Origin of the sequence: Actinoplanes sp. NPDC051633 (assembly GCF_040681735.1) — a bacterium.
GTDB lineage: Bacteria > Actinomycetota > Actinomycetes > Mycobacteriales > Micromonosporaceae > Actinoplanes.
In genome coordinates, this window is sequence record NZ_JBFAZH010000077.1 from 1 (window position 1) to 13,262 (window position 13,262).

Consider the following 13,262-nt stretch of genomic DNA (forward strand, 5'->3'; position numbering starts at 1 on the left):
CGGGGCACGAGGCGCCGCGGCCCTCCGCCCGTCCGGCGTCCCCGGCCTGGCTCGAGCGCGCCCTGCGCGATTTCCGGGTCATCATGCTGGACCAGCGCGGCACCGGCCGGTCCACGCCCTACGGCTCGCCCGGTCCGGATCCGGCGGCCGACGCCGAGTACCTGACGCATTTCCGCGCGGATGCCATCGTCCGGGACGCCGAGAGCCTGCGGGAGCACCTGGGCGCCCGGCGGTGGAGTCTGCTCGGCCAGTCCTTCGGCGGGTACTGCAGCCTGCACTACCTGACCGTCGCGCCGGACAGCCTCCGGGAGGTGTTCTTCACCGGTGGCCTGCCGCCCGTCGGGCATCCCGCCGACGACGTGTACTCAGCCGCCTACGACGTGATGCGCCGGCTGAACATCCGCTACCACCGGAGGTTCCCGCAGGACGCCGCGCGGCTGGCGGAGCTGCTCGAGTGCAGCGCCGCGGGCGGGATCAGCACCCTCGACGGCACGCCGTTGTCGCCGCGGCTGATCCGCACCCTCGGCCACCACCTGGGCATGGACGGCGGGGCCGAGCGGCTGCACCAGCTGCTGGAGCTCGACTTCGCCTCGCCGGGCTTCCGGCACGACGTCGCCGCGCTGCTGCCGTTCGGCGCGCGCAACCCGCTGTACGCGGTGCTGCACGAGGCGAGTTACGCCGACGGCGGCGCCACGCGCTGGTCGGCCGACCGGACCCGGCCCGACGACTTCGCCGGCGACTCGCTCCTGCTGACCGGCGAGCACCTGTATCCCTGGCACTTCGAGGAGACGCCCGGCCTGCGGCCCTACCGCGACGTCGCGGCGATCCTGGCCGAGCACGAGTGGCCGCGCCTCTACGACGCCGAGGTGCTCGCGCGGGTCGAGGTGCCGTGCGCCGCCATCATCTACGCCGACGATCCGTACGTGCTCCGCCGGTACTCGGAGGAGACGGCCGACCTGCTGCCCGGGATGCGCCGGTGGCTCACCGACGAGTTCCTGCACAACGGGCTGCGCACGGCCGGCGGCCACGTCCTCGACCGGCTGATCTCCCTGGCCAGAGACTGACCCCTGCTCCGGGGTTGTGCTGCTACCGGCCGCTGAGCCTCCGGCAAGGGCGGACAATTCGGGCCCCTACTCCGGGTCGAGCACCGCCAGGAGCTCGCCGGTGTCCACCTCCGCGCCCGGGTGCACCGGGAGGGAGGCCACCACGCCGGCCGACGGGGCGTGCACCGGATGCTCCAGCTTCATCGCCTCCAGCGTCAGGAGCAGCTCGCCCGCGCGTACCCTCTGGCCCGGCACCACCAGCACCCGCCGCACCGCGCCGGGCAGCGGCGCGATCAGCGACCCCTCCGCGGCCTCCGGCGCGGGCAGCGGGAAGCGGGACAGCTCGCGCAGCGTGACCGAGCCCTCGGGGCTGTCCACGTAGGAGACCTCGCCGACGCGGTGCACGCCGAAGGTCAGCCGGATGCCGCTCACGTCCAGCACGACACGGTCCGAGGACGCGTGCACCACGGTCGTCGGCGGGTGGTCCTCGATCGTCGGCTCCTGGCCCAGACCCGCCAGGTCCAGCTCCTCCGGATCCACCGCGCGCACCCACCAGCCGGCCAGCTCGCCGTGCCGGTTCATCCGGTAGCCCACCTCGACCGGACCGGCCGGGCCGTCGTAGACCGCCGTCTGCGAGCCGGACGGCACGTTGCGCCAGCCGCTGGGCAGGGAGGCAAGGGCCTTGGCGGCGCTGCGGCGCGACGCCGCGCCGGCCAGGGCCGACGCCAGGCAGGAGATGCGTACGGCGTCCACCGAGGACAGCAACGGCGCGAAGACCTCCGGATGCCGGTCCAGGAACCCGGTGTCCACTTCGCCCATCCGGAACGACGGGTGGCGCAGCACGCGCACCAGCAGGTCACGGTTGGTCACCACGCCGTGCAGGCGGGCCCGCGCCAGCGCCGAGGCCAGCATCCGCGAAGCCTCGGGGCGGGTCGGCGCCCAGGCGATCAGCTTCGCCAGCATCGGCTCGTTGTGCGCGCCGACCACCGAGCCGTCCACCACACCGCTGTCGAGGCGCAGGCCCGGCTGGGGCAGGGGGCGGAACGAGCCGGCCACGTCCGGCACGGCGAAACGGTGCAGGGTGCCGGCGGCGGGCAGCCACGCGTACGCCGGATCCTCCGCGCAGATGCGCACCTCGATCGCGTGCCCGCGGATCGGCGGCGGCCCCGGCATCGGCAGGTTGCCGCCCTCGGCGACCAGCAGCTGCAGCCGGACCAGGTCGTACCCGGAGACGCACTCGGTGATCGCGTGCTCGACCTGCAGGCTCGGGGTGAGCTCGAGGAAGTGGAAGTCCCCGGCCGGGTCGAGGAGGAACTCGACCGTGCCGACGCCGACGAAGCCGAGCGCACGCACGGCGACCACCGCCGCCCGGCACAACTCCTCGCGCAGCCCCTGGTCGACCGCCGGCGACGGGGTCTCCTCGACGATCTTCTGGTAGCGGCGCTGCACCGAGCACTCACGCTCGCCGAACGGCACCACGGCACCCTGCGCGTCGGCGAGGATCGGCACCTCGATGTGCCGGGCGTCCTCGACGTACGGCTCGCAGAAGACGTCGCCGCCGACCTCCTGGCGGGTGGAGGCGACCGCCTCGGCCAGGGTCACCCGGTCGCGGACCACGCGCATGCCGGATCCGCCGGCGCCGATCGCCGGCTTGATCAGCACCGGGAACTCGGTGACCTTCTGCGGGTCGGTGTGCGTCGGCAGCACGCGTACCCCGGCCTCGGCGACCCTTTCCTTGCTCTCGATCTTGTCGTGCAGCGTGCCCAGCGTCTTGGCCGGTGGGCCCACCCAGATCATCCCGGCGTCGGCGACCGCCGCGGCGAAGTCCGGGTCCTCGGCCATCACGCCGTTGCCGGGGTGCACCGCGTTGGCGCCCGCGCGCTTCGCCGCCGCGATGATCAGATCGCCGCGCAGATAGGTCGCCGACGGCATGTTCCCGGGCAGGTGGACGGCGTAGTCGGCCTCCGTCACGTGCGGCGCGTCGGCGTCCGCGTCGGAGTAGACGGCTACGGTCTCGATGCCGACCAGGCGGCAGGTGGCGAACACCCGGCGGGCGATCTCACCACGGTGGGCCACCAGAAGACGACGGATCACTGCGTACCTTTCAGGGTCTGAACACGCCCACGTGCTCTGCTCCCTGCACCGCCGCGCTGTGCACGGCGGAAAGGCAGAGGCCCAGCACGGTACGGGTGTCGCGGGGGTCGATGACGCCGTCGTCGGGAAGCTTCCGGCGCTGGTCCGGCTCCTCGGCGGGCCGTTCCACCGGCCAGCTGAAGAGGAACCGCGGCTCGTACGCCCGGCCGTAGACGCCGCCCATCTCCTCGGCCGGGGTGGCGCCGATCATCAAGGTGAGGTGCGGGACGGTCGACTTGGCCACGGCGTGCACGAGCGGCGCGCCGTGCCGGACGTCGGCCGCCTCCCGGTCCTCGATCGTCGCGTTGCCGGTGTACTGGACGAACAGCAGGGTGGTGTCCGTGGCGTTGGCGAGCTGGATGAAGTGCACGGCCTTCTGCGTCTCGGCCGGTGTGAAGGCGCCACCGAGGTTGGCCACCACGCCGATCGGGTAGCCGTGCAGCTCGCCCCAGCCGGTCACCAGCGCGGTGCCCTGAGACGGCTTGAACTCGTCGAAGTCGCTGTCGTCCAGGATCCGGGCGAGCACCTCGCGCGGGTCGAAGACGTCCGCGCTCGACATGGTGAGCAGGTCCTCCGCGTCGTAGCGGGGGGCCGGTGGCGGGAAGGTGCGGGGTCCGGGACCCCGCTTGCGCCAGTTGAATCGGCGTACGCACTGGCGGGCCAGCCGGAGCCCGTCGCGCTCGTCCTCGGCCAGCTGGTCGGCCGGCCCGGTCACGCCCGCCGGCACCGTCGGGGCGCTGCGCACCTCGGGCCCGCGGCCGTTGGCTGTGCTGCGTACCGGCTGGGGGTGGATGGTCAGCACCTTGGCGTGTCCACGCACCATGATCGTGTAGTCGGAGAGGGCCGGCAGGTAGGCCGCGTCGCCGTTGGTCGCGCCGAAGACCACACACACCGTCGGGACGCGATCGGCGGTGAGCTGGCTGAGGTCGCGGGCGATCGCGCCGCCGGGCGGCGGGCCGGTGGGCGCCGCGGCGCCGGTCGACTCGACCAGGTTGACCAGCGGAAGGCGGTTGACCGCCGCGATCCGGGCCGCGCGCCGGATCTTCTCGACCGTGTACGGGTTGACCGCGCCACCGTCCACCGTCGGATCGTTCGCGATCACCACGCACTCGACGCCCTCGACGACGCCGATCCCGGTGACCACGCTCGCGCCGATCGGGTAGCTCGACCCCCAGGCCGCCACCGGGGACAGCTCGAGGAATGGGCTGTCCTGGTCGAGCAGCATCTCGACGCGTTCGCGGGGGAGCAGCTTGCCGCGGGCGTGATGCCGGGTCACCCACTTCTCCCCGCCTCCGGCCCGCGCCTCGTCCAGCGCCGCCTCCAGCTCGGCCAGCCGCTCCAGCATCGCGCTACGGTTCTGCAGGTAGCCCGGAGTGCGTGGGTCGATCGTGGTGTCAAGGACGGTCATGAAGTCACCCCGCTTCCGTCTCACTGAGATGTCGTGCCTCTCGACCATTTCGACAACGAGTGGCTGACCGGGTGCGACACGGATCTTGATGTCACGTTTGCGGGGCACTTCGCGGGCATGAAAAAGGGCCGTCCGCGATGCGGACGGCCCCTTTCCGGTTCGTCAGACTCGAGCCCGGCGGGCCAGCCGCTCGGGATCCAGGATGATCACGCTCTTGCCGTCGAGCCGGAGCCACGCGCGGGAGGCGAAGTCGGCGAGCGCCTTGTTCACCGTCTCGCGGGACGCGCCGACCAGCTGAGCCAGCTCCTCCTGCGTCAGGTCGTGGGTGACCCGCAGGACGCCGCCGTCACGCGTGCCGAAGCGGCCGGCCATCTGCAGCAGATTTTTCGCCACCCGGCCCGGGACGTCCGTGAAGATCAGGTCGGCGAGGGCGTCGTTCGTCCGGCGCAACCGACGCGCGAGCACGCGCAGTAACTGCTCGGCTATCTCGGGCCGATTGTTCAGCCACGGGCGCAGCGACGACTTCCGCAGCCGCGCCAGCCGGGTGTCGGTCACCGCGGTGGCCGTGGCCGTCCGCGGGCCGGGGTCGAAGAGGGACAGCTCACCGAGCATGTCCGACGGCCCCATGATCGAGACGAGGTTCTGCCGGCCGTCGGCCGCCCGTCGCCCCAGCTTGATCTTCCCCGACAGCACGATGTACAGGCTGTCGCCGGCCTCACCCTCGTTGAAGACGATGTCGCCCTTGCGGACCTCGATCGTGTCCATCTCCTTGGCGAGCGCCTCCGCGGCCTCCGGGTCCACGCCCTGGAAGATCCCGCTGCGCGCCAGCACCTCATCCATCGCCGCACCTCCACCTGCGCGTTCGCCCGCGCTCGATCAGTCTAGGCGCACGCGGGCCGGAAACGGGCGGGCACCCCTTGATCCAAGTCCCGCAGCGTAACCGCTGCGGCTGTGACAATCGCGGATTTCGTCGCTCTGGGTGATGGCCATCAGCCGAATGACGGGTCGTCCGCGGTTGCCCACCGACGGTATCGTCGCCGTCGATGAATGCCCACCCCCCGAGGGCCCGTCGCGGACTCTTCGGCCACCCCCTGCTCACGGCCACCATCGTCGTGGCCGCGCTGCTCGGCGCCGGTGTCGCGGGCGTCGCGCTGGCCAACAGGGGCAATTCGGACGACCCGGCGACGTGGCACGCCGCCACTCCCGCTTCCGCCGCTCCCTCGACCCGGGCGAAAGCCGCGCCCAGGGAGGAGAAGGCGGCCGTCGAGTCGATCACGATGTCCGCGACCGGCGACATCATCATGGGCAGCGCGCCCAACAAGCTGCCCGCCAACGGCGGCGAGGGCTTCTTCGACTCGGTCGAGGAGGGACTCAAGGCCGACCTGGTGATGGGCAACCTCGAGCAGCCGCTGACCGGGGACACCGGCACGTCCAAGTGCGGGTCGCCGCCGCGGGCCAACTGCTTCGCCTTCCGCTCGCCGCCCTCGTACGCGAAGCACCTCAAGAACGCCGGCTTCCAGCTCCTCAACACCGCGAACAACCACTCCAAGGACTTCGGCGCGCAGGGCTACCGGAACACGGTCAAGGCGCTCGAGGGCGCCGGGCTCGAGCACACCGGCGCCGAGGGTCAGGTGACCGTGGTGACGGTGGAGGGGGTCAAGGTGGCGGTGGTCGGCTTCTCCTCGTACGAGGGAGCGAACAACCTGAACGACCTGGACGCCTCGCGCACGGTGGTCGAGAAGGCGGCCGGGGAGGCCGACCTGGTCGTGGTGCAGGTGCACATGGGCGCCGAGGGCTCGGACAAGGTGCACGTCAAGCCGGGCAACGAGCTGTTCTTCGGCGAGAACAGGGGCGACCCCATCAAGTTCTCGCACGCGGTCGTCGACGCGGGCGCCGACGTGGTCATCGGGCACGGGCCGCACGTGCTGCGCGGCATGGAGTTCTACAAGGGCAGGCTGATCGCGTACAGCCTCGGCAACTTCGCCGGGGGCGGCAAGACGCTCTCCAGCGACGGGGTGCTGAAGTACGGCGCGATCCTGCACGCGTCCCTGAAGCCGGACGGGTCGTGGGCCGGCGGCAAGGTGCTCTCCACCTACATGAACGCGACCGGCGTGCCGACCCGGGACGACGACAACGAGCGGGGACGCAAGATGGTCGCCGAGCTCTCCAAGGACGACTTCGGCGACACCGCGGCGCGGATCGGCAAGGACGGCTCGATCACGCCGCCGGGCGCTTAAGCCTGTCGTACCCTCGACGTACTCTTTATCGGTGACTCGACCCCTTGCCGCCGCCGCGACGGCCGTTCTGGCCCGTTCCGCCAGGCGTTTCGCGGGGGAGACGCCGATCGGCCGCAAGCGCCGCGCCCGCAAGATGGCGCGTGAGCTGACCGAGATCCATCCCGACGCGCATTGCGAGCTCGACTTCACGACACCGCTCGAGCTGGCCGTCGCCACCATCCTGTCGGCGCAGACCACCGACGTGCGGGTCAACGAGGTCACTCCGACGGTGTTCAAGCGCTACCTGACACCCGCCGACTACGCCGCCGCCGACCGCGCCGAGATGGAGGCGATCCTCCGGCCGACCGGCTTCTTCCGGGCCAAGACCGACTCGCTGATCAAGCTGGGTCAGGCGCTGGTCGACCGCTACGACTCGGTGCTGCCCGGCAAGCTGGACGAGTTGGTCACGCTGCCCGGCATCGGGCGCAAGACGGCGAATGTCATCCTCGGCAACGCCTTCGGGGTCCCGGGCCTGACCGTCGACACCCACTTCCGCCGGTTGGTCAACCGTTTCGGCTGGGTGCACGAGGACGACCCGGTCAAGATCGAGTTCCAGGTGGCGGAGCTGATCGAGAAACGCGACTGGACGATGCTGTCGCACCGCGTGATCTTCCACGGGCGGCGGGTGTGTCATGCCCGCAAGCCGGCCTGCGGAGCCTGCACGCTCGCGCCGATGTGCCCGTCGTACGGCACCGGCCCGACCGACGCCGCCGGTGCGGCCAAGCTGCTGAAAGGTCCGCGGGCGCGCGAGTTGGCCGAGCACGCCGGCATCGACCCGGCGCTGGTGCCGGCGGCGGCGATGGCGACGCCGGAGGCGCCGTGAGGCCGGCGCTCATCCCGCCGCTCGTGCTGCTGCTCGCCGCTTGCAGCGCCCCGCCCCCGGCGGCGGAGCCGCCGCCCGAGACGGTCTCGCCGTTCGATGACTGCGCCGCTCTCGCCGCGTCGCCACCCTCCGCCGCGCCGGAGACCTCTTCCCGAGGCGCCGGCAATTTGCCGGAGTTGTCCCTTCCCTGTTTCACCGGTGGCCGGCCGGTCGCTCTGACCGACCTGCGCGGCCCGGCGGTGATCAACATGTGGGCGTCCTGGTGCGGACCCTGCCGCGAGGAGCTGCCCGTGGTGCAGCGGCTGGCCGAGCGTGCCGAGGGGCGCCTGCACGTGATCGGCGTCGACGTGGGCGACAGCCGGGAGGCGGCCGCGTCGTTCGGCCAGGCCCGCGGCGTCACCTTCCCCACCCTGTACGACCGCGACCGCAAGCTGCTCGCCGCCCTCGGCAAGGTGACGCTGCCGGTGACGGTCTTCGTCGACACCGCCGGGCGGGGCTACGTGCATCCGCTGCCGGTCGACGCCCGCAAGCTGTCCGAGCTGGTACGCACGCACACCGGTGTGACGGTGACGCCGTGACCGAGCTGCCGTATTGGTGGGAGCCGCTGCTGAGCCGGGTGCGGGGGTCCCGCGCCGAGGATTTCACCGCGCTGCGCTCACCCAACGGCGCCGGGCGCCCCAGCGCCGTGCTGGTCCTGCTGGGCGAGCAGCCGGGCGGCGGCCCCGACGTCCTGGTGCTGCAGCGGGCCGCGTCCATGCGCAACCACGCCGGCCAGCCCGCCTTCCCCGGCGGCGCCTCCGACCCGGGCGACGCCGACGCCGCGGCGACGGCCCTGCGCGAGGCGTCCGAGGAGGTCGGGCTCGACCCGTCCACCGCCACCGTCCTCACCGAGCTTCCGTCGCTGTTCATCCCGGTGAGCGGGTTCCAGGTCACCCCCGTGCTGGCCTGGTGGCACGCGCCGCACCCGGTGGGCCCCCGGCAGCCGGCCGAGGTGGCCCGGGTCGAGCGGCTGCCGGTGGCCGAGCTGGTCGATCCGGCCAACCGCACCCGGCTGCGCCACCCGACCGGCTGGATCGGGCCGGCGTTCCGGGTCCGCGGCATGCTGGTCTGGGGTTTCACCGCCGGGGTGATCTCGACGCTGCTCGATCTGGCCGGTTGGAGCCGGCCGTGGGACACCGCCCGCGTCGAGGATCTGCCACCGGCGGCCGTCCCGGTGCCGGCCGCGCCGGGCGGCGCCCCCGACGAGGTGATCCCATGAGCCGGGGCGCGACGGCTACGGTCTGGACCACGACGGCGATCGATCGCCGAGCCGCGGAGCGATGGCAGGCTCCGGGCGGCTGGTCCGTCATCTCTACGCTGAGTGGGTGCCCGTGGTCGACGCGATCCTGATCCTGCTGATGCTGGTCTTTGCGATCAGCGGTTACCGGCAGGGGTTCGTCATCGGCGCGCTGTCCTTCGGCGGCTTCTTCAGCGGCGCCCTGATCGGTCTCCAGGTCGGCCCGCTGATCGCGAACCAGTTCGAGGACGGCGCGATCCGGGTCGTGGTCTCGCTGGTCGCGATCTTCGCGCTGGCCGTGCTCGGTCAGACGCTGGCCGGCTGGTTCGGCACGAAGCTGCGCCGGTCGATCACCAGCCGCCCGCTGCAGCGGGTCGACGACGCGGGCGGCGCGGTCGTGTCGCTGATCGCGGTGCTGCTGGTGGCCTGGCTGGTCGCCATCCCGCTGAAGTCGACGTCGCTGCCCTGGCTCAACCGCGAGGTGCGCAGCAGTGCCGTGCTCAGCGGCATCAACCAGCTGATGCCGGCCAAGGCGCAGGCGCTGTCGTCGGCGTTGCGCAGCACCCTCGACACCAACGGCTTCCCCGAGGTGTTCAGCGGGCTTGCCCCGACCAAGACGAAAGAGGTCGCGGCGCCAGACCCCAAGCTGGCGAAATCGCAGGTGGTGATCAACAGCAAGAAGTCGGTGCTCAAGATCCGGGGGTACGCGCCGAGCTGCTCCCGCCGCATCGAGGGCTCCGGTTTCGTGTACGCCACCGAGCGGGTGATGACCAACGCGCACGTGGTGGCCGGCACCCGGGAGGTGCAGGTGGTGACCGACAACGGTGAGCTGGACGGCACCGTGACGGTCTACGACCCCAAGCGCGACCTCGCGGTGATCCACGTGCCCGGGCTGCGCGCGCCGCGGATGTCGTTCGTGGACAAGCAGGCCGGGTCGGGGGCGAGCGCGATCGTGCTGGGCTACCCGCTCGACGGGCCGTACAACGCTCAGTCCGCCCGGGTCAGCGACGTCGGCAACATCCCGGGCCCCGACATCTACGAGAGCGGCGAGGTCAACCGCGAGATCTACACGATCCGGGCGCTGGTGCGCAGCGGCAACTCCGGTGGGCCGCTGGTGACGCCCGGTGGCAAGGTGCTCGGCGTGATCTTCGCGGCGGCGGCCGACGACCGCAACGTCGGCTTCGCGCTCACCGCCCGTGAGGCCTCCGGGGTCGCCAGCCAGGGCCAGGAGCGGACCAGAGGGGTACGCACCGGCGACTGCGCCTGACCGGGCGCTCTGGCCCGTGGTCTCTACCCTGTGCCGGTGTATGCCGTCGATGGGGTCCTGATCCTGCTGATGCTGGTCTTCGCGATCAGCGGTTACCGGCAGGGTTTCGTGACCGGCGTGCTGTCCTTCGGCGGCTTCTTCGTCGGTGCGGTCGTCGGTCTGCAGGTGGGTCCGCTGCTCGCCGGCCAGTTCTCCGACGGCGCCGTCCGGGTGGTGGTGTCACTGGTCGCGATCTTCGCGCTGGCGGTGCTGGGCCAGACCCTGGCCGGCCTGGCCGGCACCAGGTTGCGCCGCTCGATCGCTCACCCGCCGTTGCGGCGGGTGGACGACGCCGGCGGCGCGGTCGTCTCGTTGCTGGCGGTGCTGCTGGTGGCCTGGCTGGTCGCCATCCCGCTGAAGTCGACGTCGGTGACCTGGCTCAACCGAGAGGTGCGCGGCAGCGCCGTGCTGGCCGGCATCGACGGCCTGATGCCGAGGCAGGCGCAGGCGCTGTCGGCGGCCCTGCGCACGACCCTGGACACGAACGCCTTCCCGGAGGTGTTCAGCGGCCTCACCCCGACGAATGCGGGGGACGTCGCGGCGCCCGACCCGGCGCTGGCGAAGTCGGCGCTGGTCCTGAACGCCCGCCGGTCGGTGCTGAAGGTGCGGGCCTATGCCCCGGGCTGCGCGCGCCGGATCGACGGTTCGAGCTTCGTGTACGCCCCGGAGCGCGTGCTGACCAACGCGCACGTGGTGGCCGGCGCCCGCGACGTCCAGGTGGAGACCGAGGACGGGCCGCTGGACGGGACCGTGGTGCTCTTCGAGCCCGAACGGGACATCGCGGTGATCCACGTACCCGGGTTGCGGGCGCCCCGGCTGCCCTTCGCCGACGCGGTGCGGCCCGGCGCGAGCGCGATCGTGCTGGGCTATCCGCTGGGCGGCCCGTACAACGCGCAGGCGGCCCGGATCGGCGAGCTAGCGGTCCGCCCGGGCATGGACATCTACGAGACCCGGGAGGACGTGAAGCGCGAGATCTACACGATGCGGTCCCTGGTCCGCAGCGGAAACTCGGGCGGGCCGCTGATGACCCCGGAGGGCCGGGTGCTGGGCGTGGTCTTCGCGGCCGCGCGCGACGACCGCAACGTGGGCTACGCCCTGTCGGCCCGCGAGGTGGCCGGGTCGGCGCAGCAGGCCGAGGACCAGACCCGAGAGGTGGACACGGGCGACTGCGCAGCCTGACCAACCGGCCGTTTGCGGCGCCTGGTCAGCCGAAGCGGCGGACCACCACGGCGCCGGCCAGGAGGGACAGGGCGAACAGGACCGCCGCCGCCCACCAGCCGTTCGGGGACGACGGCTCGGGCGGCACGCCGACCGCCACCTCGACGCCCGCGTTCTTGCCCGGGGCGGCGACGGGCTCCCCGGCCCGCTGCGCCGAGCTCAGCTTGTCGGGAGCCGACTGTGCCTGGCCGGAGGCCGGCAGCGGGCTGCCCATCCGGGCCACGCCGGGAGGCGGCGCCGTGTCGAGTGGGTTGGCCTCGGTCGCCGGGATCACCGCGGTCAGCGCGGCGGTCGGGTCGATCATGCCGTAGCCGTACTTGGCGTCCCGGCCCTGCGGCCCGCGGTCGTGGGACGTCTTGATGATCCGGTTGATGACCTCGCCGGCCGTCATGTCGGGCCAGCGGGAGCGGATCAGGGCGGCCGTCGCGGAAGCCATGGGCGCGGCGAAGCTCGTGCCCTGGACCCGCCAGTATCCGCCGGGGCGGGCGCCGACGAGCTGGGTCGCCGGGGCGGCCACCACCGTCTCGGGGCCGGTGATCGAGCCGGACCACAGGGTGTCGCCGGAGCGTTCCAGGCCGGCCACGGCGAGCACACCGGGCTCGCGAGCCGGATACCACACCCCCGAGGCCGACGAAGCGCTCGTGTTGCCGGTGCAGGCGACCACCACGACGTCCTTGGCGAACGCATAGTCCAGCGCGGCGGCGAGCGCGGGGCTGCTGCCGCTGCCGCCCAGCGACAGGTTGATCACCCGGGCGCCGCGGTCGACCGCCCACCGGACACCGTTGGCGACGATCACCGCGTCGTCGTAGCGGTTGGCACGGTCGAGCACGCGTACCGGAAGGATCTTCGCCTTGGGCGCGATGCCCACCACGCCGGCGCCGTCGTCCTTGCCCGCGATCAGCGCCGAGACGGTCGTGCCGTGACCGACCAGGTCGGTGTCCGCGTCGCCCTTGGCGTCGACCAGGTCGAGGCCGGGCAGCACCTGGCCCTCGAGGTCGACGTGGTGCGAGTCCACGCCCGAGTCGATCACCGCGACGGTCACCCCGCCGCCGGTGGCGTACTCCCAGGCGCCCGTGACGTTCAGCGTCTTGAGATGCCACTGCTCGGAGCGCACGGTCTCAGCCGCGACGGGCTGGCCGGGGAGCGCCGAGACGGGCTGGCCAGGGAGAGCGGCTGGGACAGCGCCGGGCATGGCGAGGGGCGGAGCGCTCGCTGCCGCCGGCGCCGACGACACGCCCACCGCGATCAGCCCGGCCAGCACGGCCGACGAGGCCCGCAAGGCCGGCCGCGCTCCCGTCACCAACGCACACCGCCGCACACACGGCCGCCCTGGAAGGCTGTGCTCCATGCGATCACTGTGCGACGAGCCAATCTGACGAAGGGGTCGGTCGATGGAGGGAGATTACTCCGAATCCACGTTTTGTTCAGGGGGTCCGGCCGGACGGATCGCACACTGGGTGCGTTTGCCCTAGTAGGGCGGCTGGTGTGCGAGCTGGATCAACCTCACTCCCTCACGCCTCGTGATGAGTCGACCACGACCGGGTGGCATCGGCACGGGTTTGACCGGACCGATCAGCGCGCCCTCGTCGCTCGGGCCGGACATCACCAGACCGGGGGACGACAGCTCGCGCAGGCGCTGGATCACCGGCTCGTAGAGCGACCGGCTCGCCCCGCCGGCCCGCCGCGTGATGACCAGGTGCAGGCCGATGTCGCGGGCCTGCGGGAGGTACTGGAGCAGCGGCTGCAGCGGGTTGGTCGGGCCGGAGACGACCAGGTCGT

The 13,262-nt window shown here is 72.4% G+C and carries 12 protein-coding genes; 7 read left to right on the top strand and 5 right to left on the bottom strand.

Annotated elements, in window-relative coordinates:
- The coding region (locus tag AB0M20_RS07315; RefSeq protein WP_364295201.1) for an alpha/beta fold hydrolase at positions 1-1,064 on the top strand (1,064 nt) is incomplete at its 5' end.
- 66 nt (positions 1,065-1,130) lie between these two features.
- On the opposite strand, the gene AB0M20_RS07320 is transcribed toward AB0M20_RS07315, so the two are convergent.
- The 3 genes from AB0M20_RS07320 to AB0M20_RS07330 all read right to left on the bottom strand — a co-directional run bounded on the left by AB0M20_RS07320 (position 1,131) and on the right by AB0M20_RS07330 (position 5,424).
- A complete protein-coding gene (locus AB0M20_RS07320) occupies positions 1,131-3,137 on the bottom strand; it encodes a biotin carboxylase N-terminal domain-containing protein (protein ID WP_364295204.1) in 2,007 nt (668 codons plus the stop codon).
- Positions 3,138-3,147: 10 nt separating this feature from the next.
- Positions 3,148-4,584, bottom strand: a complete 1,437-nt coding sequence (locus AB0M20_RS07325; protein ID WP_364295207.1) for a carboxyl transferase domain-containing protein — start codon at positions 4,582-4,584, stop codon at positions 3,148-3,150.
- A gap of 162 nt (positions 4,585-4,746) precedes the next feature.
- A complete protein-coding gene (locus AB0M20_RS07330; protein WP_364295210.1) occupies positions 4,747-5,424 on the bottom strand; it encodes a Crp/Fnr family transcriptional regulator in 678 nt (225 codons plus the stop codon).
- Between the two features lie 203 nt (positions 5,425-5,627).
- On the opposite strand from AB0M20_RS07330, the gene AB0M20_RS07335 reads away from it, so the two are divergent.
- The 6 genes from AB0M20_RS07335 (at position 5,628) to AB0M20_RS07360 (ending at position 11,444) form a co-directional block, all read left to right on the top strand.
- Positions 5,628-6,821, top strand: coding sequence for a CapA family protein (locus AB0M20_RS07335; protein ID WP_364295213.1), 1,194 nt, complete (start codon positions 5,628-5,630; stop codon positions 6,819-6,821).
- A 67-nt stretch (positions 6,822-6,888) separates the two neighbouring features.
- The gene (gene nth / locus AB0M20_RS07340; protein ID WP_364295231.1) at positions 6,889-7,683 is read left to right on the top strand and encodes an endonuclease III; all 795 of its coding nucleotides are present in this window, start codon (positions 6,889-6,891) and stop codon (positions 7,681-7,683) included.
- A complete protein-coding gene (locus tag AB0M20_RS07345; protein WP_364295216.1) occupies positions 7,680-8,261 on the top strand; it encodes a TlpA disulfide reductase family protein in 582 nt (193 codons plus the stop codon). The genes nth and AB0M20_RS07345 overlap by 4 nt, the downstream gene beginning before the upstream one ends.
- The gene (locus tag AB0M20_RS07350; RefSeq protein ID WP_364295219.1) at positions 8,258-8,941 is read left to right on the top strand and encodes a CoA pyrophosphatase; all 684 of its coding nucleotides are present in this window, start codon (positions 8,258-8,260) and stop codon (positions 8,939-8,941) included. Before AB0M20_RS07345 ends, AB0M20_RS07350 begins: the two co-directional genes overlap by 4 nt.
- A gap of 106 nt (positions 8,942-9,047) precedes the next feature.
- A complete protein-coding gene (locus AB0M20_RS07355; RefSeq protein WP_364295222.1) occupies positions 9,048-10,226 on the top strand; it encodes a MarP family serine protease in 1,179 nt (392 codons plus the stop codon).
- Positions 10,227-10,262: 36 nt separating this feature from the next.
- On the top strand, positions 10,263-11,444 hold the full coding sequence (locus AB0M20_RS07360; protein WP_364295225.1) for a MarP family serine protease: 1,182 nt from the start codon (positions 10,263-10,265) through the stop codon (positions 11,442-11,444).
- 25 nt (positions 11,445-11,469) lie between these two features.
- Here the strand turns inward: AB0M20_RS07360 and mycP are convergent, their stop codons facing one another.
- Positions 11,470-12,675 carry a type VII secretion-associated serine protease mycosin gene (gene mycP, locus AB0M20_RS07365; RefSeq protein ID WP_364295234.1) on the bottom strand — a complete coding sequence of 402 codons (1,206 nt, stop codon included), beginning with the start codon at positions 12,673-12,675 and terminating at the stop codon, positions 11,470-11,472.
- A 276-nt stretch (positions 12,676-12,951) separates the two neighbouring features.
- The coding region (locus tag AB0M20_RS07370; protein ID WP_364295228.1) for a hypothetical protein at positions 12,952-13,262 on the bottom strand (311 nt) is incomplete at its 5' end.

Coding starts and splice junctions, on each gene's coding strand:
- AB0M20_RS07325 (WP_364295207.1), bottom strand. CDS start 4,584: ATGACCGTCCTTGACACCACGATCGACCCACGCACTCCGGGCTACCTG.
- AB0M20_RS07330 (WP_364295210.1), bottom strand. CDS start 5,424: ATGGATGAGGTGCTGGCGCGCAGCGGGATCTTCCAGGGCGTGGACCCG.
- AB0M20_RS07335 (WP_364295213.1), top strand. CDS start 5,628: ATGAATGCCCACCCCCCGAGGGCCCGTCGCGGACTCTTCGGCCACCCC.
- mycP (WP_364295234.1), bottom strand. CDS start 12,675: ATGCCCGGCGCTGTCCCAGCCGCTCTCCCTGGCCAGCCCGTCTCGGCG.